General features: G+C 60.5%; 18 protein-coding genes and 1 pseudogene. 13 read left to right on the plus strand and 6 right to left on the minus strand.

Features of this window, described 5'->3' with window-relative positions; translation table 11 throughout:
- Positions 1 to 216 precede the first annotated feature (216 nt).
- A complete protein-coding gene (locus tag HCN50_RS07340; protein ID WP_171708940.1) occupies positions 217 to 1971 on the minus strand; it encodes a hypothetical protein in 1755 nt (584 codons plus the stop codon).
- 285 nt (positions 1972 to 2256) lie between these two features.
- Here HCN50_RS07340 and HCN50_RS07345 point away from each other — a divergent pair, with 285 nt between their 5' ends.
- The 7 genes from HCN50_RS07345 (at position 2257) to HCN50_RS07375 (ending at position 7984) form a co-directional block, all read left to right on the plus strand.
- Complete coding sequence (locus HCN50_RS07345) at positions 2257 to 2577, plus strand: hypothetical protein (protein WP_171708941.1); 321 nt, start codon at positions 2257 to 2259, stop codon at positions 2575 to 2577.
- Between the two features lie 10 nt (positions 2578 to 2587).
- Positions 2588 to 3862 (plus strand): hypothetical protein, encoded by a 1275-nt coding sequence (locus tag HCN50_RS07350; RefSeq protein WP_171708942.1) that lies wholly within the window; start codon positions 2588 to 2590, stop codon positions 3860 to 3862.
- A gap of 115 nt (positions 3863 to 3977) precedes the next feature.
- Positions 3978 to 4382 carry a hypothetical protein gene (locus HCN50_RS07355; protein ID WP_210264806.1) on the plus strand — a complete coding sequence of 135 codons (405 nt, stop codon included), beginning with the start codon at positions 3978 to 3980 and terminating at the stop codon, positions 4380 to 4382.
- A 14-nt stretch (positions 4383 to 4396) separates the two neighbouring features.
- A complete protein-coding gene (locus HCN50_RS07360) occupies positions 4397 to 4963 on the plus strand; it encodes a hypothetical protein (protein ID WP_171708944.1) in 567 nt (188 codons plus the stop codon).
- A gap of 13 nt (positions 4964 to 4976) precedes the next feature.
- Positions 4977 to 5705 carry a hypothetical protein gene (locus tag HCN50_RS07365; protein ID WP_171708945.1) on the plus strand — a complete coding sequence of 243 codons (729 nt, stop codon included), beginning with the start codon at positions 4977 to 4979 and terminating at the stop codon, positions 5703 to 5705.
- 145 nt (positions 5706 to 5850) lie between these two features.
- Positions 5851 to 7260 (plus strand): hypothetical protein, encoded by a 1410-nt coding sequence (locus HCN50_RS07370; protein WP_171708946.1) that lies wholly within the window; start codon positions 5851 to 5853, stop codon positions 7258 to 7260.
- Between the two features lie 55 nt (positions 7261 to 7315).
- Complete coding sequence (locus HCN50_RS07375; RefSeq protein WP_171708947.1) at positions 7316 to 7984, plus strand: hypothetical protein; 669 nt, start codon at positions 7316 to 7318, stop codon at positions 7982 to 7984.
- Positions 7985 to 8913: 929 nt separating this feature from the next.
- Here HCN50_RS07375 and HCN50_RS34740 read toward each other — a convergent pair.
- The gene (locus HCN50_RS34740; RefSeq protein ID WP_376700259.1) at positions 8914 to 10548 is read right to left on the minus strand and encodes an acyl-CoA dehydrogenase family protein; all 1635 of its coding nucleotides are present in this window, start codon (positions 10546 to 10548) and stop codon (positions 8914 to 8916) included.
- 326 nt (positions 10549 to 10874) lie between these two features.
- Between HCN50_RS34740 and HCN50_RS07385 the strand changes: the two genes are divergently transcribed.
- The 4 genes and pseudogenes from HCN50_RS07385 to HCN50_RS07400 all read left to right on the plus strand — a co-directional run bounded on the left by HCN50_RS07385 (position 10875) and on the right by HCN50_RS07400 (position 14686).
- Positions 10875 to 11393 carry a hypothetical protein gene (locus HCN50_RS07385; RefSeq protein ID WP_171708949.1) on the plus strand — a complete coding sequence of 173 codons (519 nt, stop codon included), beginning with the start codon at positions 10875 to 10877 and terminating at the stop codon, positions 11391 to 11393.
- A 75-nt stretch (positions 11394 to 11468) separates the two neighbouring features.
- Positions 11469 to 12363 (plus strand): annotated as a pseudogene (locus tag HCN50_RS07390) (IS630 family transposase); the annotation flags it as partial.
- Between the two features lie 589 nt (positions 12364 to 12952).
- Positions 12953 to 13774 carry a helix-turn-helix domain-containing protein gene (locus HCN50_RS07395; protein WP_171708950.1) on the plus strand — a complete coding sequence of 274 codons (822 nt, stop codon included), beginning with the start codon at positions 12953 to 12955 and terminating at the stop codon, positions 13772 to 13774.
- Between the two features lie 90 nt (positions 13775 to 13864).
- Positions 13865 to 14686: a helix-turn-helix domain-containing protein gene (locus HCN50_RS07400; RefSeq protein ID WP_171708951.1), complete on the plus strand. Its 822-nt coding sequence runs from the start codon at positions 13865 to 13867 to the stop codon at positions 14684 to 14686.
- Here the strand turns inward: HCN50_RS07400 and HCN50_RS07405 are convergent.
- Positions 14674 to 15468: a thioesterase family protein gene (locus HCN50_RS07405; RefSeq protein WP_171708952.1), complete on the minus strand. Its 795-nt coding sequence runs from the start codon at positions 15466 to 15468 to the stop codon at positions 14674 to 14676. The two genes, HCN50_RS07400 and HCN50_RS07405, sit on opposite strands and share 13 nt — an antisense overlap.
- A 161-nt stretch (positions 15469 to 15629) precedes the next feature.
- Here HCN50_RS07405 and HCN50_RS07410 point away from each other — a divergent pair, with 161 nt between their 5' ends.
- Together HCN50_RS07410 and HCN50_RS07415 are read left to right on the plus strand one after the other, a co-directional pair.
- The gene (locus HCN50_RS07410) at positions 15630 to 16295 is read left to right on the plus strand and encodes a DsbA family oxidoreductase (protein WP_171708953.1); all 666 of its coding nucleotides are present in this window, start codon (positions 15630 to 15632) and stop codon (positions 16293 to 16295) included.
- Between the two features lie 136 nt (positions 16296 to 16431).
- The gene (locus HCN50_RS07415; protein WP_171708954.1) at positions 16432 to 17070 is read left to right on the plus strand and encodes an NIPSNAP family protein; all 639 of its coding nucleotides are present in this window, start codon (positions 16432 to 16434) and stop codon (positions 17068 to 17070) included.
- Positions 17071 to 17075: 5 nt separating this feature from the next.
- On the opposite strand, the gene HCN50_RS07420 is transcribed toward HCN50_RS07415, so the two are convergent.
- The 3 genes from HCN50_RS07420 to HCN50_RS07430 form a co-directional block, all read right to left on the minus strand.
- Positions 17076 to 18020: a cupin-like domain-containing protein gene (locus tag HCN50_RS07420; RefSeq protein WP_171708955.1), complete on the minus strand. Its 945-nt coding sequence runs from the start codon at positions 18018 to 18020 to the stop codon at positions 17076 to 17078.
- A gap of 15 nt (positions 18021 to 18035) precedes the next feature.
- Positions 18036 to 19226 (minus strand): GNAT family N-acetyltransferase, encoded by a 1191-nt coding sequence (locus HCN50_RS07425; RefSeq protein WP_311967378.1) that lies wholly within the window; start codon positions 19224 to 19226, stop codon positions 18036 to 18038.
- A 174-nt stretch (positions 19227 to 19400) separates the two neighbouring features.
- Positions 19401 to 22127, minus strand: coding sequence for an EAL domain-containing protein (locus tag HCN50_RS07430; RefSeq protein ID WP_171708956.1), 2727 nt, complete (start codon positions 22125 to 22127; stop codon positions 19401 to 19403).
- Positions 22128 to 22188 lie beyond the last annotated feature (61 nt).

Consider the following 22188-nt stretch of genomic DNA (forward strand, 5'->3'; position numbering starts at 1 on the left):
CACAACCAAAGCCGTCTCAGGACCGGCGACCACCGCCTGTCAGGGCCAAGGTCATTGAAGTCAAAGGCATCTTCCGCAGATGCGTTCTCTTGCTTGGATATCGCCTTGGCCGCGGCAATTTTGTCGAAATATTTAAGCGTCCACCCGGCGAAAAATCCACCTGCCGCCCTCGCGTCCCCCATAACGCCCCCTTGGTTCTGAAATAATCTCAACGTCCTAACGTCGCGAATTGTTGCTCCCGGTGGCCAGACGGGCTTGGCCTGCCGCGACCGAATCGACTGACTCGGCAAATCGCCGGTTCAGCGCGCGATTCTCAAATGGGATCCAGTCAATATATGTGCTCGAAAAGCGGGGCTTGAGGCTCCGAAGCTCTTCAAATGCCGCCACGGCCTGTTGCCGTTCCCTCAGCTTCACGAGGGCATCGATCTTGACCATGTGGGCGTACCAATATTGCTCCCGGCGGACGATGGCGAGGTCCGCATAGGATATCGCTTCGCGGTAATCGCCGAGCAGACTGGACCTCATCGCCAGCTCGCCAAGGACGAAGAAGAGATGCACGTCGAACGGGCTAAGCCGCCTTGCCAGTTGGAGGGGCTCGCCCGCCTGCTCAGGCCTGCCCGCAAGATTCAGGGTGCTGCCGATCTGGGCGTGAGCGATGGCCAAGCTCGGCGTCAGTTCAACCGCCTGGAACAGAAGGTCGAGCGCAGGCTGCATATGCCGTAACCATGTCTCCGCGGTGCCCGCCAACCAGTACGCCCGGCCATCGGAGGGATCGGCGCGCATCGACTGCTGTGCGAGGCGTCGCATTTCCAACACGCGATGCGCCGGCTGTCGTCCGGTCCAGATCGACCAGGCCAGTCCGTGGGTGACATTGATCAAGGCTTCCGCGGAGTGAGGATCGAGCGCCAGGGCTTTGGCGAAAAGCTCCTGCGCCTCATCCGAATCCGCGCGCTGCAGGCGGTAGAGGTGCCATCGGCCCCGCCAGATGAGATCGGTGATATTCGCTCCCGACGGCAACCGGTCCCGCGCGCTCGACTGCTCTCCATGATCGATCTTGGCGCCGAGATGTGCGACCAGCTCCTGCAGGCATTCGTCGAGAGCGGTCGCAATCACCGATCGTACGATCTGCAGTCGCTTGGACCAGACCGCCTGGAGGCGTGCCGCTTCGTAGAGCGTGACGTCGATCAGCGTCAGATCGCTCGAAGTCCGGATGGTCCCGTCGACGAGATATTTGGCGCCCAGCGATCGTGCTTCCTGGGCGGTGATCGTCGAGACGCGTGGACCACCGGAATCGCCGGCGATAACGGCTAGCCAGCGCACGCGCGATAACCGGTTGATCAGCTCCTGCTTGAAGCCCTCTGCGAAATAGGCTTCCTCCGGATTGCCCGTCAGGTTTGAAAAACGCAGGACGGCCAGCGAGGGGCCGTCATTCGGGCCCTGTGCCGACCAGTTAAAGTCGGGCTGGACGATCGCGATGGCATCCGAAGGCTTCGGAGCCGTCTCGCTCCGGGCGTGGCCTGCCTCGGAGCTCGCCAGTCGGATGCGCTGTTCGCGGAGCCAATCCTCGAACGCGTCCTCCCCGGGGATATCGAACCCCTCGAGAAACTCGCCCCGCTGGCCGGAGTCGAGCGTTTCTTCGTCGGGCTTGAGCACGTCGATGCTGATCATGCTGAGGTCGAGCCGCACCCTGTCCCGCTCGCAGACGAGGGGCGCCCAGGAGTGTTGATTGATCCGTCTCCGCAAGTCCGACAGCTCGCGCCGCAAGCTTCCGTTCGCCTCCTTCGGCTCACGGCTGCCCCACAGTTGAGTCTGCAGCCAGCCTCGAGCTCTCTCGCCGTCCTTCGAGACGGCAAGCATGGCAATCAGCGCTGCTCCCTTGCGACTTGGGATCGCAATCCGGCGTCCTTCCGGGTCCATGAGGCTGAACGGACCCAGAAGACGCAGCTTGAATTTCGACGTCAAGGCCAACATTCGCCGATCATCCCCGCCCCGATGATAACGGACTAGACGCAACTTTCACGCTTTTTTTTCAATTCTCGAACGCAGGGGTCGCGTCGCGCGAACAGCCCCGATGCCAGTTTTCACCGCGCACCCAGGGAAGCCACGGGGCTGGATCTGTCGGCTTCCGAGGTGCCCGGGACAGGCTGGACTTGGATCCATCGACCGGCGTTTTGCTGCGCAACCGTATCGGCCACGCAGCAAGCGCGGGACCGTTTCGGCACGTCCCGCCCTGCAATTTGGAAGAAGGGTTCATCAATGCCGGTTCTTTTGGAAGACACGTTCAGGGCCTGGATCGATCACGTGCCGGACGGTGGCCCGAAGCTGATCGTGATCGGCGAGGTGCAGGTGCCGACCGCGGGCTGGCACGTCAGGCTCACGCGCCGCTCGCCGCAAGGAATCGATCCCAACATCCTGATTCTCGACGTCACCTCGGAGAGGCCGCACGACAAGGCCGGCGAGATGGTCACGACGATTCCCCTGAGATACGAGGAGCGCCCTCCCGGGCGCCAGTACAGGCTGGTGATGACCGCCAATGGCGCCGACTCCGTCACGGTCGACGTCGGTCACGCACATTAGGAGGCTACCGATGACAAGGATGGGGTTTCTTGCTGCAGCGCTCGTCACGGTCTCTGCCGCAACCGCGCAAGCTGAAGATGACCGTTGCAAGAACATTCTCGCGAACGGAATTTGGGAATACAGCTTTGGCCAATCCGACGTACAGAACGTCTCGGCGTTCCTAAATTGGTATAAATCAACAAACTCGGGCTCGAACTCGCTTTCAAAGAAACAAACGCTGGACAGTGGGATCGTCTACGACGGCGCCCCCGTCAAGCTCGGCCTGAGCAATGATCGGCAGCAAAATGATCAATTCTTTTCGCAGCTCGATACGCTCAATTCCGGATACAAACAGTACGACTCCTCCGTCATCAATTTCGTCAAGACCGCCAGCCCGGTGATCGCCAAAGCCTGGGCGGATTGCATGAATGCACAAGGAGGCGGTATTCACGCCTCGCTAAAATTTACGGGCGATCCCCGCGACCTCCTCCTCAGCCTCGCCTTTCAGCCCATCGACCAGACGCAGAAAGCCAAGGTGACGCTGGGCGCCGGACAGGGGCTCCAGTGTAAAGTAGGCAATGATCAGACGGTTTCGGTGCCAAGCAACGTGACCACTGTCGTCCGCTGCACGCGCAGTAATGGCAGCGCCGGCACAATCCTCCTGACTTCAAAGACCAAGATCATCCCGGACAATTCGTTGCCGTACAGTGCCATCAGATTTCCGCTCTCTGGCCCGTACGGAACCTGTGCGGTTGTCGAGGAAATCAAGAACGGTCAGGATACCCTTGGTCCACCCGAGTCGATCTCAACGGGCGGCACGGACATAAGCGGCGGAGGGCCGAAGTCGGCTCTTCTGCACCTTGAAGCGCCCGACGGTTACAAACTCGGAAATGTTCAAAAGCATTGTCAGAAGAACGCAGGTGACAACCCCTGCGCCTTCGTCATTCCAACTGCGGAAGCTCCCTGGAGTTGGACGATTCAGGACAAATCGATGGACTGGAATCCGAGCAACAATTCCGATAGCGCGACGGTCTGGGTCACCGGAAGCAAGGCGAAGATCATTGCGGGATTTGAACGGCGATCCAATGGAAGCGTTGCTCTCGCTTACGGCAAGGCATTCTCCGTAGAGTTTCCCAATGTCGCGTTGGACGTCAAATTGCTGTGCCAAGCAGACGGCAGCAGCAGGATCTATTCGCTGAGCGACATGGCGACCAAAGGTGAGCAAGTCTACCTCAGCGGGATTCGCCAAAACTCCACGGGCAGGATCTACGATCTGGTGGTGGCGCCATACGACGTCGGGCCCTGAAGGACGAAGGTGCTTGCTTTCGATCGACAGTCAATGTCGATCGGGTGCAGCACCTCCGCTCCGCCCGGTGAAATTCCATCTGGACAAGAAATCAATATGTCTCGTGGAGGCGGCAATGAAATTCATTCGCAGAATATCGGGCTTTGCGCTGGGATTCCTTCTGCTCTCTTTTTCCCAGTCATTCTCTCAAGACGTCGCCAAGAAGGTTGCAATCGCCGCGCAAGTTTGCGCAGCCAACGCCTGCGGCGATATCGACCCGGCGACCGGACTCATCATCATGGCCCTCGCGCAGATCGCGGTCGAGCTGGGCAAGGATGATCCGTTCGGCAAGAACAACGACCTGGTGAAGGCGATCAACACCATGCTCAACGATCTCAAGCATGGCCCAGGGCCGAATAACGATCTCTTGAAGATCCTCACCAACATCAACAACGACCTTCGCTGCGGGCCGGGACCTAGCAACGACGTGATCAAGTTTCTGAACCAGATTGGAATCAAAATCACCGTAACGGGATGCTGACAAAGGAGGATGCAATGACATCGCTTCGTGTTTCTGGCCTGGCCCTGATCGCCCTCGTTCAACTTGCTGCTCCAGCTGCGTTCGCGGCGGACAAATGCGTCGAAACCGGCGACAGGGGGTACCAGCAAATCAACAGCGTGTACGATCCAAAGCTCGACCTCTTCATGAAGATCAGCGGGGCTCTGAAAGAGAAGGGATTCGATCCCAAAAGATATCCCTACGTAACTCCGCAGGGCGGAGTGGAGCCGGTGGATCTGGTTGATTTGGTGACGAAGCTCGCGATCCAGAAAGCCAGCGGCTACAAGCAGGTCGCGCAGGCCGTAGACGAGTGCAACAAGGGCTTCGCCGTTCCGCAAAAGATCGCCGATGCCGCGGTATTCTTTGCAACAGGCGGATTGTCAGCCGTTCTTCCGGACAGGATGACCCATGTTGACGTTTCCCAATTGCTGTCCGGAACGCCGTTCGGCGGTCCAAACGCCCTGATCCCGAAGTTGCGGGACGACGTGCTGAACGGACTGGGCATCGGCGGGGATGTGGCTTGCATCATCCGCGATCCCAAGAAGATCTTCGGCGGCTGTTAGATGGGAGGCCGAGATGTTGAGGTCCATCGTCCTGTCACTGCTTGCGTCCGTTCTTGCGATTGGATCGGCCAGGGCAGACATGTGCAGCGATGCCGCCGGGCAGCGCGATGCCCTAATCCGCGAGCAATATCAGCACACCATCGACTATTTCATGAAGATCGCGGCCTCGGCCCAGTCCAAGGGCTTCGATCCGCGCAGGTTTCCGCAGGCCGACAATAGCGGGAACATCACGGCGGTCGATCTGATCGACACGATCGAAAGAATTTCGGCCAAACGAGATGAAGGCATCGCGGCCATTTTCCAGGCATTCGAGGAATGCCGGAACAATGTCGCGCCCTATCAAAGGATCGTTGACGTTGGAAGCTATTTCCTGTTCGGCGGCATGCAAGAAGTCATCCCCGAGGGCGCCCGGCAGATTGATGCGGGTCGATTGCTCGCGGGAACGCCATTTGGCGGACCGAATGCGCTGGTACCGCAAGCGCGCGAGTACATCATGGCGCGCCTTGGGATTGGCGGGAGTGCTGCCGATTTCATTCGTAATCCGTTGCAGGTGACCGCGCAGGGACCCATCCGCGCGCCTTGGGTGCCGAGCTTGATGCCCGGCGTTCCGATCGGCGGGCTGAATATCCCGCCGATCGGCCAGTTGCCGCAACTGCCGCCCCTGCCGCAGTTGCCGTCCGCTCCTCCACCGATCGAAATTGGCAAGGTCGGTGGCCACCGAGTCTGCGTCCCCTGGTGTTGAGCCAGGGCATTCCTTCCACACGCCTTGCCCTCCGCATCCAGCTCGTGCCTGCGCCGGGTGTAGCTTGAGAGGTCGAGCGTGGTGGCAGCGTTAAAACCGGTAGCGCGATTTGATTAAGGGCACACATCTGTTGATCGGTGAGAACATGAAAACGCTTACCTGTAGAATTGGTCGACTAGGTCTCGCCGGCTTGATCGCCAGTGCTAGTGCGCTTCTTCCGTATGCCCCTTACTCGCCAATGGGGACAGCTCCAGCCTCCGCGCAGGCGGGCATCTTAACAGTAGGTGCTGCATCGGCGGCACTATCGGCCGCGTTAGACCAATTCAAGGCGGCGATTGCGCAGGCGGGAGATGAACTACGTGGTCTTGGGAATTCGCTTCAGGCAAACGCACAAAACGTCCTTCAAGACATGAACAAGATTATGAAGGACCGGATGGATCAAGCGGTTAGTTCTCTTGATGTTCAGGAGCGTCGAATAGTGGAAGACGCCGAGGCGCTGACACGGCAAGTACAGAAGGCAACGGAAGCTCTGCTAAAAAGAGCCGGAGATGAGGCGCGACAAACAATAGTAGAGGCGGATATTTCCGCATACGACGCTCTTTTCTCCCTCCCGTGCCGGGACTTACGTCCAAGGATCGTTGCGGCATTCCCCGGCGAGATCGTCGCATCTCAGGGCCAACCAGTCATGACGCTGAGAGGCAATTATCTGACACAAGGCAGCACGCTCACCGCGTCAGTGGACGGCAAAGCCGCCAGAATCGTTGAGCGGCTGGATCATTCGATAAAGGTCGAGCTACCTGACACGATCGCTTCTCCAACGCTGAACAGAGTTCGAGCGGCAAGCGTCCAAGTGGCGGGATTGGCCGCGCTTGATCGCACATTGTGGTTCGGCTTGGTGTGTCGTGAGAAATCTGTATCACAGGCTCCCGTTGCTGCGGCAATTACGATCCGACCTCAAATTAAATGGTCAGTATCCGGTAAGATACGTTCTACCCATCTCATCGAAAGCAGTAGAGCCGAGCCGGTTCGTAAGTTTTCTCGCACCGGAAACGACCACTGCGACGACACCTTCGACGTTACGACCTCATACTGCGCCGCTGACGAGAATGCCGTTCGAACCACTGGAACGCTGAGCATAACCAGCGCCAATTGCGGCTCCTCAGCTGGAGCTCCTCAGCCTTCGGGACCACGCTGCGTTTCGGTTCCAGGCCATGTTCAAGGATGCGGTGCCGATCGAGGACCATTCCACACGTGGCTTGGCTGCAAAGGCCGAGGTTGGCTGAACTACGACCTTACGTTGATGGTGACAACGAAGTCTCGCGTGGAAGCGGGCAGTGCCAACATCGAAGTGGCTCCATCTGTCACGGATCGATCGTGGTCATTCTCATTCCCACCGGCGGGAGATCAGGCCCAATATGAATATGAGGCCACAATACAGAAGACCCAGGGTGACGAAGTGCTGAATCGCTGGACCGTTTCAGGAGCCAACCCAAACGCTGGTCCAGTCAAGTCGCGAGTGGCTGATGGGGCGCTCGCAGTCGAGCTGGAGGAGTAGGCCAAGTATGTTGCTAGCGTTCTAAGTTTTTCTCCAATTCCGGCGGAGCAAGAGCATGCGTTCCCTTTTCTTTCCTGTTGTAGTGTCACTGTTGACGTTCTCAAATGTTCAACACGCCTCAGCAAGCTGTCTGGCGGAAGCGGCGGATTTCGCGCAGCGAATTTGCGGAGAAGTGAAAACGCGCGGGAGTTCGAGTCTCGTAAGTGCGAACGGCGAGTTGACGGCTGAGGCGAAGGGACTGATCAAGCAGTTTCTTGGGTCCGCTGGCGGCACGCTCCAAGGGCAGACGGAAATCACTGCCTACGAAAATGTCCTGCGCGAGCAACTCGCCGGCGAATTGGTAAATGTCAGACAATGCGGCATTCAGATGGCCAAGGCGGCGATGGACCAGGTGTGTATCAAGGCTCCAACTTACAAAACCTGCCAGAATCCAGCGTTCGGAATTAAGGGATGGGCCAATCAGATGACGGTTCAAGGGACAAGTGGGTGGCGGGGCGGCGGGTATAACCAAGGGGCCTTTTGCTCGGAGTTCACAAACGGCGTGATCGCGAGCCGAGGTCTGGGCAACCAACCTCATCTGGTTGATGACGTAAGATCGAGAGAGGAGTCACGCCGCACGGGCTTCATGAATTCGGTGGCCGAATACAATTACCATTGCTCGATCACATTGCACTGGAGTCCGGTTTATAACGACAAAGCCGATCCAGTTTGCGGATCGGAATAGGAGTACGCTGTCAGGGAGCGAGCTCCCTTCATCCTCTGCACACTGTCTCTACATCTGGGGAGGCATGCCGATGCGTTCGCTTTCTATCTGGGCGGTTCTAAGGTCTTGACGAACGTTTTAGCCATTAGCAATCGCCTTCCCATTAGGCTGGCCAACATGGCGAAGGTTCGCCGGCCAGCTCGTTGGTCATCAGAATCGGGATCGCTCCTGCCGGGACGAATCCTAGGTCTCGTCATCGTTCCTGCGCTTAGCGCGGGACAGGGATTTCGAATTTCCGGCTTCCCGGATTTTCGCGTGGAATTGGCCTCGTCCGAACCAATCTAGTTGCGGATTATCGTGTTGGCTTGTTACCTGGTCCGGGCGCGCGCACCCTAGCGGTCGCCCGGCCACCACGTTGACGGCGGATCGTTAGCGGGCCGCAGCGCCACGAAATGGCGTCGCTTGTATGAGGATCGCGCTTCAAGCTCTCCTGAACCGCAAGAGCCAGGCTCTGCATGCCGCGGCGCATGTCCGTGTGCCGGTGGCGAACCGCACTCTGACGCCGCTCGGGATTGGGATCATCGCCGCCTCAGAAGCCTGAACCAGGATCGTTTGCGCGCGGGCATCAGAGCTGGTGCCGCCGAGCGCGTCAGTGGCACAGACGGTGAGGAAGACAGATCGCCGGTATAGCCGACATCGAGCGCTCCCATTTCAGCGCTTCGAGAATCGGCGCAGCGGCAGGAAGTTCCGACTACTCGGAAAGCGGGCGGTGATGTTCTTGCGGCCAACGGCTGGGATAGGAGTGGCGCGCTTGTACGGTCCGGCAGGCGGGTGTGGCAGTTAGAACGGTGAGGAGGATCGGCTTCAAGCAACCCCCTACACTGCTTCCAGTGCTTAAGCTACACTCGCCAACCCTCATCATCCCTCCCATGCATAAGAACGGCTAGCTGTCAGACATACTGAGCCAATTTGAGGTAATCGTCTGTGAGGACAGGTGACCGGATGGAAGAAGCTGCGTCTTGAAGGAAGGTATTCAGAATCCGACTAGCGTTAATGCGGCGTTCGAAAGATGGCCGTGCCGGCGCGCGACTACGGAGAGTTGCTAATTCGGAACTGATTAGGTCAGCCGCGGCTGCGGCACAATCTGAGGCGGAGAAGCAACCAGCAGACATGACAGCTTGTGCTAGTCCTAGTGTAGTGAGCCAACCTGCATAGATTAGCACGGCACCGTCTGTCTCATTGAGCCCAGAGAGTTCCTCAATTGCAGCAGCATGGACTGGCGCCGCACCAAGAGACAGAAAAAGATCGGCTATTTCGTCACGTGTGGCTCTAGAGAGAAGGCAGCGGCCGAGGTGCGATAGGAGCGTCTCAGTCGGACCCTCGAAGATGCGGAGAATGCGAGCGTCTCGATAGATTTTAGCTACAGGCGTTCTCTCATCGTAACCACGGCCACCCAATAGTTGGACGCATTGATCAGCGACGAGGCCGCACCACTCTGACGACAACACCTTCGTTGCCGACGCAAGGTGGACGTTCGGCGCGCCCTGCGCTGAGATAAGTCGGCAGGATGCGCCCAGCATTGCCTTCACTACTTCCCGCCGGAGTACCATCCGTTCAAATAACTGCTCGACATAGCTGTTCTCAATCATGCGCAGCTTACCTAGTCGACGATGGCTTGCATATGAGGCTGCGACCTGGATAGCGCGCTCAAGGGCTCCAAGGCCCATAGCAGCCACACCGATACGCCCGCGGTTCATACTAGATGCTGCTGCTCCCCAGCCGTCTTGATCGCGAGAGAGCACGTAGGCACTCGGCACCTCGACATCCTGGAACTCTAGAGTATTTTGAATAATGCCACGTAGACCGAGTGTGCGATGCTCGTGCGTGACCTTTAGGCCCGGAGCCTGCCTATCAACTAGTACACAAACGAACCGACCTTTCGCATAAGGACCGGAGGCTCGCGCAAAGCAAACGATCCAACGAGCCCAGTCAGCGAGGCCGATCCAAATTTTGCGGCCGGAGATACGAACTCTATCTTCGTGCATGAAAGCCGAAGCCTGTATATGCCGCGGGTCAGAGCCAGCTCCAGGCTCCGTCAAAGCGAAAGCGCAAAGGTCACCGCGTGTTGCACCCCGCATGACATGCCTTTGTTCAGGGATGTGCGGTGCAGCTTCGATGCAGGGCAAGGCCAGGAAGTTATGGATGACGAGGGTAGAGGCAGCCGAGACATCGAACGATGCGGTGGCGGAGATGAGGTCGATGGCCTCTTGCAACGGAAGAGCTAATCCGCCGTGCTCTGCTGGTGTAGTGAGCCCGAACAGTCCATGCCTTGCTAATGTGCTGTGTAGGGTCGGAGGGAATGCTCGACGGTCATCCGCGTCCGCGAAATTCAACTGACCCAGGTCATCGATCAAACTGGAATATAGCGTAGGTGCACGACCTGCAGCTGTGCGTTCCTGCGCCTCCCCAAACAGGGAGTAGATTTGACTGTTCATAGCCCCTCGAATTGTCTGGACAATATAAGGCCATAATGATTGCGCCCACCCTTGGTGCCAATCATCCCGGTGGCTAGCTCGAGTACACATTGGTATACGGGGATGCGAGCGTATTATAAGCAGGTTGCCCCTGATCGGGATTTATCGCGAGGGCTGCGCGGGCTCACATCAAGATGCATCTTGTCTATATGACCTCTCAGAGGACAACTCTCGTTGTAGTCAGTGACCTCCATTCTCCTCAAGATTCACGCAGAGTCATTGAGTGGTGATTCGTCCCGAAGAGAGCCTAGGGAGAGGTCCGTCATGCGCCCCATGGCCAGCAGAGTGAGATGATGCTCGCTTGAGAGGCGTTCACCGAAACGCAAGCACCTTCGCTTCTGGAGGCGCTTCGCGGCCTAGTCTTAGGAGGATGTGCGATGTTCGGAAAGAAGAAGAAAATGCTGCGGAAGCACGAGACCCAGGAGGTTCAAGCCCGATTCGAGCGGAACGAGGGCGCAGGGAAGGACATTTACGCCCGAATCGCTGATTTGAAGAACGTGCCGCGCGACAACCTGCCTGATGCGGTCTTTATGCTCTTCGTTGAGGCAAAACACCAAAGCGAGCTGATTCGGCAATCGATCAAGGAGCGTACCCGCAATGACTTCAATTTCGTCGGGTTCGTCGTCGACGGCGATTTTGCGACCTACCTCGCTGAGGAAGCGGCGCATGCGGTCCGAGATCACGTTACCAACCCGCAGACATTGTTGGAGGCGATGTCTGAGCAACTTCCGGATGTGCACTTCACGATCCAGCAGCAGGACGCAGTTTCAATGGTTGCTTCGATGATCCGTGTGCAGCGGCTGGAAGGCATCCTGGAAAGTCTGCGGCTTGCCGGCCTACTGGACAAAGCGCCAAACCGCCGCCGCACCAGCCCGCAGAAGAACGGGATTCTTTAGCAGGTCCATTTCAAGGCGCTTCTGGTGCCATAGCGGACACCCTCGACAAATCCGATCACGTTCGCATTTTACTTAGTCGTCCGTTCTTTAATCGCGGAGCCGCGTCCGGGCGCGGAGCGCAAGCTGACCGGCAAGGAGGAGGCCCTGCTGGTGGCGATCGCATGCGCCAAGCCACCCGCCGGCCGCAAACGCTGGACGCTGACGCTTTTGGCCGACATGATGGTCAAGCTCACCGATCACGACAGCCTGTCGGGCGGGACGGTGCGCCGCCGGCTGGCCGAGAACGATCTCAAGCCGTGGCGCCGAGACATGTGGTGCATCCCCCAGGTCGATGGCGAATACGTCGCCCGCATGGAGGACGTGCTCGATCTCTACGCTGAAGCGCCGGATCCCGCGCGGCCTCTGGTCTGCTTCGACGAGACCCCCGTCCAGCTGATCGGCGAGGTCCGTCAGCCGATTCCAGCCGAGCCGGGACAGCGCGAGCGCTACGATTACGAGTATCGCCGCAACGGCACCGTCAATCTCTTCGTCACCTTCGATCCGCATCGCGGCTGGCGCAACGTCAAGGTCACCGACCGCCGCGCCGCCGTGGACTACGCCCAATGCATGCGTGAACTCGTCGACGTCCATTATCCCGGCGCCATTTGTATCCGTGTCGTGCAGGAACAATTTGTCGACCCACAAGCCTGGAGCGCTGTATGAGGCCTTCGCGCCCGCCGAGGCCCGGCGCATCCTGCGCCGCCTCGAATTCCACCACACCCCGAAACATGCCAGTTGGCTCAACATGGTCGAGTGCGAGATCAGCGTGCTGCACCGCCAGTGTCTCGGCCGCCGCATCGACGACCCAAAAAGCTCCGAAAGAGATCGCACCATGGCAACGGCGGCGAAATAAAGCCAGCCCGCATCACAATGGATGTTCACAACCGACAAGGCTCGCGCCCTTATCCAGCCACCGCCAAAGAGTCAAAATCACTGTGATGAACCACTAGGTGGACCAGCTGCAGCCCAGAAGCCCACGCGCGCGGGCCCACTCCTGACCTGTACGGAAGCGCAGCGAGAAACCTGGCTTCCCGCCCAAGCCCGGAATGATCGAACTTCTCGCAAGGAGCCACATTCCATCGCCGTCTGGGAAAGGCCGAAGAAGGGTACGCTTCAGCAAGGCATTTTACCTGGTCGTCGGCGACTTGCTCAGCGCCGCCTTCACGCCGGCCTCAGCACTCATAGGGGCGAACAGCTTCGGCCCCGCACGTACACGTGCAATCGGGCGCGATGGCCCGGCGGGTTCGGTGATTGCTTGGCAGGCTCGGCAGACGAACTTCTCGCGCACGTGCTGGATCACTTTCGAACTCGGGCCTGAAAAAACTTGGGGCAGGGCTCGCCAATAATCGGCTCGTCAATATTTTTTATTGGCGGTGTGTGAGTTCGGGATGTTGGTATTTGTGTTGGTATCGGTGGGGAGGGCTAAAAAGAAATTCCTGTTAGTACAAGTAGTTGTACGTCAAAATCCATTACCTCGGACGTAATGGAATGGATGAAATTCGCATGGTAGGTTTTCCACCATGAACGCACATGCTGCCACGGCGCGAGCCGAACGAGCCAGACCTCTCCACGTCGGTGATCACCTGCGCGAATGGCGCCAGCGGCGCCATCTGAGCCAGCTCGATCTGGCGGGGGACGCCGAGATATCCGCCCGTCACCTCAGTTTTGTCGAGACGGGCCGCGCCGCGCCGTCGCGTGAAATGGTGCTCAAGCTCGCCGAGCGATTGGAGGTTCCCTTGCGTGAACGCAATGTGCTCCTGGTCGCTGCCGGCTTTGCACCGGCCTTTCCGCAACGCTCGCTCGATGATCCCGCGCTGAAATCGGCCCGGCAGGCGATCGATCTGGTGCTGAAGGCGCATGAGCCCAATCCGGCGCTGGCCTACGACCGGCACTGGAATCTGGTGACGGCCAACCGGATCGTGGCGCCGCTGCTCGAAGGCTTGCCGCCGCATCTGCTCGGGCAACCCTTCAACATCCTGCGGCTTGCCTTTCATCCCGAGGGGCTTGCGCCGCGCACGGTCAATCTCGCCGAATGGAGCGCCCATCTGTTGGAGCGGCTGCACCGGCAGTGCGAGGCGACGGCCGATCCCGAACTGCTCAAGCTCTATCAGGAGCTGAAAGCCTATCGGATGCCGGCGCGGTCCGGGCCGGTCTCGGCCGATAACGTCGCGATCCCCTTCAAGCTGCGGCATGGGAATGACGTGCTGAGCTTCATCTCCACCACCATGGTGTTCGGCACGCCGGTCGACATCACGCTGCAGGAACTGGCGCTGGAAACCTTTTTCCCCGCGGACGATCTGACCGCCGAGCGGATGCGGCAGATCGCAGCGGCTTTGACATAAGTTGTAGGATGAATAGAGCTCCGTCGGACAAGTCGCTCTACCCACATCCTTGTGGTTTACACCGCCGCTCCCCCTCCGCATAATCACCGCATGGACTCTCGCCAACATGCGCCGCTGCGGATCAATCCGGTCGGCGATCTCCTGCGCGGCTGGCGCAACCGCCGCGCCATGAGCCAGGCCGATCTGGCGTTCGAGGCCGGCATCTCGATCAAGCATCTAAGCTACGTCGAAACCGGCAAGGCCGCGGGCAGTCGCGACATCCTGCTGCAACTGGCGTCCGCGCTCGCTCTGTCCTTGCGCGACCGCAATGCGCTGCTCGAGGCCGGCGGCTTCGCCCGGCAATATGGCGAGCGCGATCTCTCCGCGCCCGAAGTCGCCGACGCCAAACGCGCCATCGATCTGCTGTTGTGCCGGCACGAGCCGTTTCCCGCCATCGTCACCGACCGGCGCTGGAACGTGATGCAGGCCAATCGCGCCGCCGCGCGGCTGATGACGATGCTGCTGGGCGAGGCGCGCATGGCGCGGCCGCTCAATCATATGCGGATGTTTCTCGCGCCGGACGAGCTGCGCCCGTTCGTGGTGGATTGGCCGGAGGTTGCCGCAGCGCTGCTCGCTCGCGCCCGTCACGAGGCAATGGCCGCGCCGCTCGATCTGGCGCTGCAATCGACCTGGCGCGACCTGTTGAAGCTATCAGATATTCCGACGCCGCAGCTCAACGAAACCGACGTACCCGGGCCGCTCTGCGAGATACGCCTGAGAAAGGGCGAGATCAGCATCGGCCTGATCGGCGCGGTGCTGACGCTCGGCACGCCGCAGGACGTTACGCTGCAGGAATTGCGGATGGAGATGTTCATGCCGGCGGACACCGCTTCCGAGGCAGTGCTCACCGCGCTTGCCGCTCAGGACGCCTGAGCCTGCGCGACGCGCCGCTCAAACGTCATGGCCTGCAGCACCTCGGCAAACGGACCTCCGCGATCGCTTAAGCTCGCCATGGTCAGCCCTGCGCCATGCGCACCGGCGCGGGTGCGCGAGCGGATCAGCATCCAGTCGCCTTCGGGCGGACGGAAGAAATACAGGCTGATCTCGGGATTGATGAAGGTCCATTCGCGCATGTCAACGATCTGGCCGACGCCGCTGGCAAAATCCGCCGCCTGTACCGCCTGCAGAAGTGGCGTGTTTGTTTCACCTTCCACCATGGGCACGTCGAGCCGCATCCAGGCCGCGGCGGGACCGGGCTTTTCCAGCGCGCCGTCGATCAACCGTACGGAGACGTTCTGAAAATAGCGGCTCCATTTCTGCGCAAAGGCAGGCGGCGGCGCTCCCGTCTCCGGTGCCGCGTCATCGGCGTCCTTCGAGAATGGATCGGCCGGGGACTCGCCTCCTTGCACGGTCAATAGCGCTGTGCAGCGGCCGATCTCGACGTCGCCGTCCAGTAGCCGAACCTGCATGGTCTTCGCCTTGCGGCCGTCGCGCAGCATGTCTGTCGCAAGACCGAACGCGCGCAGCCCGGCCGGCCGCCATAGATCGAAGGTGAGGCGGCGCACCGCAAAGCCGGAAGCCTTGGCCAGCCGCTCGACCTCGCGCGTCATCAGTGCGGTCGTCGCGCTGCCCTGCAGCATATCCGGCGACCACGGCCCGCCGGCATGTTCAGTGGCACGAAACAGGGGGCCTTCCGGCTGGAAAATGGCGGTCATCTATCGCGCTCCGCGGTTCAAATCGACGCACGGAGTTCTAGAAAAGCCGGCCGGGCGCCACAATAACCGCAGAGGTGAAGTGATACGAGACATGCTGATATTGCCCTTGTCTCTCCGTCGGATCGGACTACCTTCCGGGCATCATTTTGCGAGGACGTCCGATGAGCACCCTGAAACCCCTCAAGATCGACATCGTCTCCGACGTGGTCTGCCCCTGGTGCTACATCGGCAAGCGCCGGATCGAGAATGCGTTGGCGCTGGTGCCGGATATTCCGGTCGAAGTGCGCTGGCGGCCGTTCTTCCTCAATTCCTGGGTGCCGCGCGAGGGCATCAGCCGTGACGAATATCTCACCGCGAAATTCGGCTCGGTCGAAGCCTACAAGGGCATCGCCGGCCGCGTCGTGGCGGCAGCGGGCGAAGTGGGGCTGACCTATCGGCCCGAACTGGTGAAGCGCCAGCCCAACACCATCGATTGCCATCGCCTTATCCACTGGGCGGACGCGCAAGGGAAGGCTGCCGAGATGAAGCAGCGCCTGATGGAATTGTATTTCCGCGATGGCGGCGATCTCACCGATATCGACGTGCTGGTGCAGGCCGCGGCCGATGTCGGCCTCGACGCCGACGACGTGCGCAAGCGGCTGGCAACCGACGAGGATGTCGCGCTGATCTCCGGCCAGGCACAGGAGGCCTCCGACAAGGGCATCTCCGGCGTGCCCACTTTCGTGTTCGCTCAGAAATACGCCGTTTCCGGCGCCCAGCCCGCCGAACAACTCGCCCGCGCCATCCGGCAAGTGTCCGGCGAAATCAACGCGCAGGCGGCGGAATAACGGCCTGGCTTTCTTCACCCTCGCCCGCTTTTGCGGGGAGAGGGTCGGGGTGAGAGGCTCTTTCCGGACGGCGCAGTGTGGCATTTGACAGCGGGTATCGCCCCATCAATAAAACAAGAAAACCTGGGGAGACGTCATGATCTATGAACTGCGAACCTACACCGTAAGGCCCGGCACGCTAGGCGACATGATCAAGGCCGCGAGTACCATCTCGCGCGCGATCCGCAAGGACGATTACGGCAAGCTCGAGGGCTACTGGTTTACCGAGATCGGTCCGCTCAACCAGGTCTTGCACATGTGGAGCTACAACAGTTTCGACGAGCGCACGCGGCTGCGGGCCGAGCTTGCGAAGAACTCGCGCTGGGGCGGGGAATACGTGCCGCTGATCCGTCCCTTGCTGGTCCGTCAGGACGTCCGCCTGATGAACGCGGTGCGGCCGCCAATTGCCCCGGCATCGACGGGCAATGTCTACGAACTCCGTAACTACCGCGCCAAGGCCGCGGGCGGTCTCAAGCAGTGGCTCGATGCGTTCACCGCGGTGCTGCCGGAACGCGAGAAATATTCAAAGATCGTCGGCCTCTGGACGACTGAAGCAGGCCAACCGAACGAAGCCTGCCACATCTGGGCCTATCCCAGCCTCAACGCCCGCGCCGAAGCCCGCGGAAGCGCGATGAAGGACCCGGCCTGGCAGGAATTCCTCGGCAAGGGTCCGGGCTTCCTCGAGGAAATGCACTCGACCATCATGCTGCCCGCGCCGCATTCGCCGCTGCAGTGAGATGGCTACGCTCCCTTCAAATAATAGTTCGCCCGTCTACCGAGCGCGATCCGCCGCAACACGCGGCGCATCGCCATGGAGGCGCGCAGCGGCTTGATCGCCGTCGTCACCGTCCGATAGAACGCGAGCTTCAGCACGTCGAGCGCTGGCTGCTTGCCGGGCGGCTGCTGCGGCAGGCCAATGCCGCGCAGCATCGAATTGAAGAAATGCAGATCGTTCATCCGCCGCACTTCGCGCGTCTTCCAGGTGATCGCCATCGAAATCGAGTACGAGCCTGCGGTGCGCACCCAGTGCGGCCATTGATAGGGCACGTAGCAGCCGTCACCGGCGAACAGGTGGAATTCCGTACCCCGCGTCGCAATGCTCTCATCGTATTTGATGTTACGATGCTTGGTCATCGAGCGTTCGATCTCGTCGTCGGAAACAATCGAACGGTCGGTATTGTCGAAGATCGTGAAGAATTTTTCGCCGTGGATGTGGACGAAGAAATTGTCTTCGCTGTCGAGATGAAACGGTGTGGTCGAGTTCGGCGAGGACACGAACAGAAAGCCTTCGACCTGCTCGAAACCGGCATCAGCTAAGCTGTTGAAGCCGCGGGCGCGGGCGACCGATAGCAGCGTGTCTTCCAGCAGACGGCGATATTCGGGCGAATTCTCCACACGCTTGAGCACCATCCAGGCGCCGGCGGTTTCGATGCTTTTCACGATTTCGACGGGGTCGAGGTCGACGGTGGGAATCGCGTCCGGATCCTGGCTGATTGCGACCTTGCCAGAATTATATTCGATCAGATCGCGCGGCAGCTCAGAGGCCAACTGCGCGATGCGCGGTAGCGCCAGAAGCGGATGACCGGCGAGCTTGTGGCGGATCGCGAACGGCTTTAGCGGAAAGTCGCGGCGAAGCGCGTCATGATCGGCCGTGATCACCGGCGCAATGGCTGTGAGCGTATTCATCTAGGATTTTTCCTGTTAGGATTTTTCTTGCCGTGCTCTGACGAATTGAACGATGCGGCGCGCCGGCTCGCGGATCGCGCCGCGCAAGCGGAGCGCTGCGCGGATCAGCGACACGACGGGATCGTTCCGCCGTAGCGGAATCAGGACATCGCCGATCGCAAGGCGACCGCGCCAGATCGGGTTGATCATGGAATGATCGGGGCTCGCGGTGGAATCCACCGTCGAGATGGCCGGGTCGGCGCAGAGATGCCGGGTCAATTCCAGTGTCAGTTGCACGCCCGGCGAAAACTTCGCGAAGCGCTCGTCGACGCCGAGCTTGAAGTAGAAGGCGCGGTCCAGATGGCGCAGCACGATAGCGGATGCCACCGGCATCTCGCTGGCGCGCAAGGTCACGATTTCACACTGGCCGGTCTCGGCCAGCGCCGACGTGGCGCGGCGAACGAAGGCTGCATCGCCCTCGTGCTGGCCGAGCGCGGTGCCGCGTTGACCTTTCCAGCCACTGGCTTCCAGCATCAGGAACGTTTCGACAGCGGCAGAAATCTCTTCGGGCGTTCGCGCCACGTCGAAATGGACAGGGCCGTGTTCGGCGAGGCGATTGCGCTGGCGACGCAGCTCTTTCTGCTTCTTTGCGCCGAGCGCGTCGCGCAGCACCGTATCGGCGTCACCGGTGGCATCGAGGCAGGCGCGGACATGCGATTGCAGCACCAGCGGCTGCATGCCGCCGCGACGCAGCACGTCGGTAAAGGCTTTCATGGCGGCGCCATTGAGCGAGGTGGCGCGGAAGATCAGCGCATGCGCGCCGCTCCGCCGCGCCCGACGCAGCATGCTGGTTACGGCTTCCTCCGCCATATCAGCGTCGAGCAGCGGCGTACAAAGCGTGCCGTAGGGATCGGCGCTGACCAGGGCAGGCAGGGGGATCCTGTAGGCACGCCACATCGAAATTACGGGCGCTAGGCCGATCAGGCGGGACGCATCCTCCCACGCGCCGAGCGCGGCGGCATCGACGCGCCCCCGTGCCGATGCGTTCACCGCCAATTCCCATCCGGGCAGGTAATAGCCGTTCGGTTCGGCGGCGCGCTCGGAAAGCGCGCGCCACTGGGTCGCGGAAACGCCGGCCAGCGGCATCAACGCCCCGCCGGAGCCCGGTGCATTCGCGTTCTTGCTCGATGCGCGATGCACCGTCGATATGTCGGCAATGTCGGCCACTTCCCCGTATCCCCGTGCGCGATTCATGTGACCACGACGCCTCAAGGCGCCGCTTGGGCCATCGCGTTCACGGCCGAGCGTAGTGAAAAGAGGTGGAAAATAGCGTTGTCGCGACGCTCGGATTTGAGCGATCGCATTAACGGGTCGTTCAGCCTGATCGAGCGATTGAAGCTGTTACGCCACCTCGACGGCGGTAGGGGCCGCCAGGAATTTGGCTTCGAATTCGGTTGCCGGCATCGGCCGCCCAAAGCAATAGCCCTGTCCTTCCTCGCAGCCCATCCTGGCCAGGAGATCGGCCGTGGAGCGGTCCTCGATGCCTTCGGCGATGACGGACAGGCCGAGCTGCTTGGAAAGGCCAATGGTCGAACTAACAATCGCCGCATCGTCAGGGTTGGTCAGCAAGCCCAGCACGAACGAGCGATCGATCTTCAGCCCGTCGAGCGGGAATTTCTTCAGATAGCTCAGGCTGGCAAAGCCGGTGCCGAAATCGTCGAAGACGAGGCGAACGCCAAGCTCCTGAATCTCGAGGAACGTATTCAGCGCGCCCTGCTCATCGTGAAGCAGGATGTCTTCGGTGACCTCGAGCTCCAGGCTAGTTGGACTCAAACCGGTGTTGGCAAGCACCTGCGCGACTGAGATTGCGAGATCACCAGACACCATTTGGGAGGGCGAAAGGTTGACACCGATCCGGAGCTTGTGTCCCGCACGTTCCCAGGCGGCGCCCTTGGCGCAGGCGGTTTGAAGGACCCATTCGGCGATGCGATCGGAAATCGGCGAGGTGTTGACTACCGGCATGAATTCCCCAGGCGAAACCAGGCCCCGCTCAGGATGACGCCAGCGGATCAAGGCTTCGGCGCCGATCAACCGGCCGTCGGCCAGATGCAATTGTGGTTGGTAGAACAGTTCGAACTCGTTGCGTTCCGCAGCCAGCGCCAGCTCCGCTTCCAGTGTCAGGCGCTTCTCCAGTTCGCGGCGGATCGAGTCCTCGAACAGCACGTAGCCGCCGCGGTTGGTCGCCTTGGCGCGGCTCAGCGCCAGATGCGCATTACTGAGGAGTTCGTCCGCCGTTCGTCCATCGCCCGGGAAAACGGCGGCTCCAATGCTGACCTTGACGCGGAGGTGACGATTTCCGGCCAACAGTGGTGTGTCGAAGCCGTCGCCGATCTGTTCGGCAAAGCGTCCGAGGCTTTCTCCGATGTCGCTGGTCGGAACGGCGATGGCGAATTCGTCTCCGCTCAAACGCGCGACCTGACCCGCCGGCGGAATGGCCGCCGTCAGGCGCTGCGAAATGGCGCGAAGCACGAGATCGCCACAGGTGTGGCCTAGCATGTCGTTGATCTGCTGGAAGCCGTCGATGCCGATCACCAGCAGTGCAACCTTGTGGCCGTTTGCTTCGGCCGCGGAGATTTTCGCTTCGAGTTCGCCGTGAAGCGTGTTTCGGTTGATGAGCCCTGTCAGCGTGTCGTATTCCGCCAGATATTTGATTCTCGCTGCTTCGCGCTTGCGTACCGAGATGTCACGCAGGATCGCGCCGAACTGAAAGCCGTCGGTGCCTTGCCAGCCGGAGAAGGAGGCTTCGACCGGAAACACCTCGCCATTGCTGCGGCGTCCGTCGAACTCGATCACCGATCCCGCAGCAAGCCGTGCGGCGTCGCTGATGGAAAAAGGCGATGTGGCAGTGGTGCCGTCACGTGCGCAAATCTTGTCGAACGATCGACCGATCATCTCTTCGGGCAAATAGCCGAAGATTGCGGTGGCGCCCGGATTCCACACCGTAATCAGGTAGTTGGAATCGGTGCAGATCAGCCCGTCGCCTAGCGACATGGCTACGCGCTGGAAGCGGCTCTCGGCGACCCGGCCGAGCAGGTCCCGGATGTCGATTTCGTCGAGGCCGGTAGCCGCGATGTAGACGATGATGGCGATGTGAAACAGCGACGTGTCGAGCATGAGCGGGAACACCGCCTGCAGCGCAAATGCGCCTGCCTCGATCGCGATCGCCGTTGCGGCGAGCAGCGCCACTCTCGTGCCGGCGGAAAGGCGGCGCCAAGAGAACAGCATCAGCAGGGCGAGCAGGGCCAGGCCGGTCGCCGTAACGACACCCGAAGTCCATTGCAGCGCCCGGTTCTGCAACAGCGATTCCGCAGCGAGGGTTTGCAGCACCGGGCCGGACAGGATCACGCCGTTCGGGACGCTGAAGCGATCGCCGAGTTCGAGCGCCGTGCCGCCGACGATGACCTTCTTGCTCTGAAGCTTTTGCAGTGTCGCCGGATCGCCGCGCAGGACGTCGGCAAAGGATACTTTGGGGATTCCAGCCGTTCTGATGCTGAAGTCGATCAGAAAGGGCGTGCGCTTTTCGGCGTATTGGCCGGCGAGTACGGCAGCCATGGAGGGCACGAATTTGCCGTCCAGCTTCTCACCAAATGGGTAGTGGCGGACGAGGCCGTCGCGTCCAACCTCGACATTGACCACCGCGGGCCAGGAATGTTCGGCGAATTGCTGCAGCGGGCGATTGATGTGAAGTGTTGTCCTGTCGGTGCGAGGCTGCTGGAAGGAAGGCAGCACCACCGATCCGCCGGCATTCTGCAGGGCTTCGGCAAAGTTTCGGTCCGACGATGCATCCGACGGCGTGGAGAAGTCGACATCGAGCGCGATGTCCTGGACGTCCGCCTTCTGCAACTGACGGATCAGCTCGGCATGGAGAACGCGCGGCCAGGGCCACACGCCGATCCTGTCGATCGACGATGCGTCGATCGCGATCACCACGATGTTGCCAGAGACCTGTCGCGACTGCCAGGCGAACCGCAGGTCGGCCAGCGCGTTGCGAAGCGAGCTGTGCCAGCCGCCCGCCAGGACGATCGCCAACGCAATCATCACGAAAATATGCGACCGATATCGTTTCACTTGGTCACCGTTCTGGTGTGTCGGGTCGAAAGGTCGTCAGCCTCTTGCGGTTGATCCTCCG

This window comes from Bradyrhizobium archetypum (assembly GCF_013114835.1).
Lineage (GTDB): Bacteria > Pseudomonadota > Alphaproteobacteria > Rhizobiales > Xanthobacteraceae > Bradyrhizobium > Bradyrhizobium archetypum.

Excerpts from the sequence above, each read along its gene's own strand:
- HCN50_RS07340 (WP_171708940.1), bottom strand. The coding sequence starts at position 1,971 with ATGTTGGCCTTGACGTCGAAATTCAAGCTGCGTCTTCTGGGTCCGTTC.
- HCN50_RS07345 (WP_171708941.1), top strand. The coding sequence starts at position 2,257 with ATGCCGGTTCTTTTGGAAGACACGTTCAGGGCCTGGATCGATCACGTG.
- HCN50_RS07350 (WP_171708942.1), top strand. The coding sequence starts at position 2,588 with ATGACAAGGATGGGGTTTCTTGCTGCAGCGCTCGTCACGGTCTCTGCC.
- HCN50_RS07355 (WP_210264806.1), top strand. The coding sequence starts at position 3,978 with ATGAAATTCATTCGCAGAATATCGGGCTTTGCGCTGGGATTCCTTCTG.
- HCN50_RS07360 (WP_171708944.1), top strand. The coding sequence starts at position 4,397 with ATGACATCGCTTCGTGTTTCTGGCCTGGCCCTGATCGCCCTCGTTCAA.
- HCN50_RS07365 (WP_171708945.1), top strand. The coding sequence starts at position 4,977 with ATGTTGAGGTCCATCGTCCTGTCACTGCTTGCGTCCGTTCTTGCGATT.
- HCN50_RS07370 (WP_171708946.1), top strand. The coding sequence starts at position 5,851 with ATGAAAACGCTTACCTGTAGAATTGGTCGACTAGGTCTCGCCGGCTTG.
- HCN50_RS07375 (WP_171708947.1), top strand. The coding sequence starts at position 7,316 with ATGCGTTCCCTTTTCTTTCCTGTTGTAGTGTCACTGTTGACGTTCTCA.
- HCN50_RS34740 (WP_376700259.1), bottom strand. The coding sequence starts at position 10,548 with ATGTGTACTCGAGCTAGCCACCGGGATGATTGGCACCAAGGGTGGGCG.
- HCN50_RS07385 (WP_171708949.1), top strand. The coding sequence starts at position 10,875 with ATGTTCGGAAAGAAGAAGAAAATGCTGCGGAAGCACGAGACCCAGGAG.
- HCN50_RS07395 (WP_171708950.1), top strand. The coding sequence starts at position 12,953 with ATGAACGCACATGCTGCCACGGCGCGAGCCGAACGAGCCAGACCTCTC.
- HCN50_RS07400 (WP_171708951.1), top strand. The coding sequence starts at position 13,865 with ATGGACTCTCGCCAACATGCGCCGCTGCGGATCAATCCGGTCGGCGAT.
- HCN50_RS07405 (WP_171708952.1), bottom strand. The coding sequence starts at position 15,468 with ATGACCGCCATTTTCCAGCCGGAAGGCCCCCTGTTTCGTGCCACTGAA.
- HCN50_RS07410 (WP_171708953.1), top strand. The coding sequence starts at position 15,630 with ATGAGCACCCTGAAACCCCTCAAGATCGACATCGTCTCCGACGTGGTC.
- HCN50_RS07415 (WP_171708954.1), top strand. The coding sequence starts at position 16,432 with ATGATCTATGAACTGCGAACCTACACCGTAAGGCCCGGCACGCTAGGC.
- HCN50_RS07420 (WP_171708955.1), bottom strand. The coding sequence starts at position 18,020 with ATGAATACGCTCACAGCCATTGCGCCGGTGATCACGGCCGATCATGAC.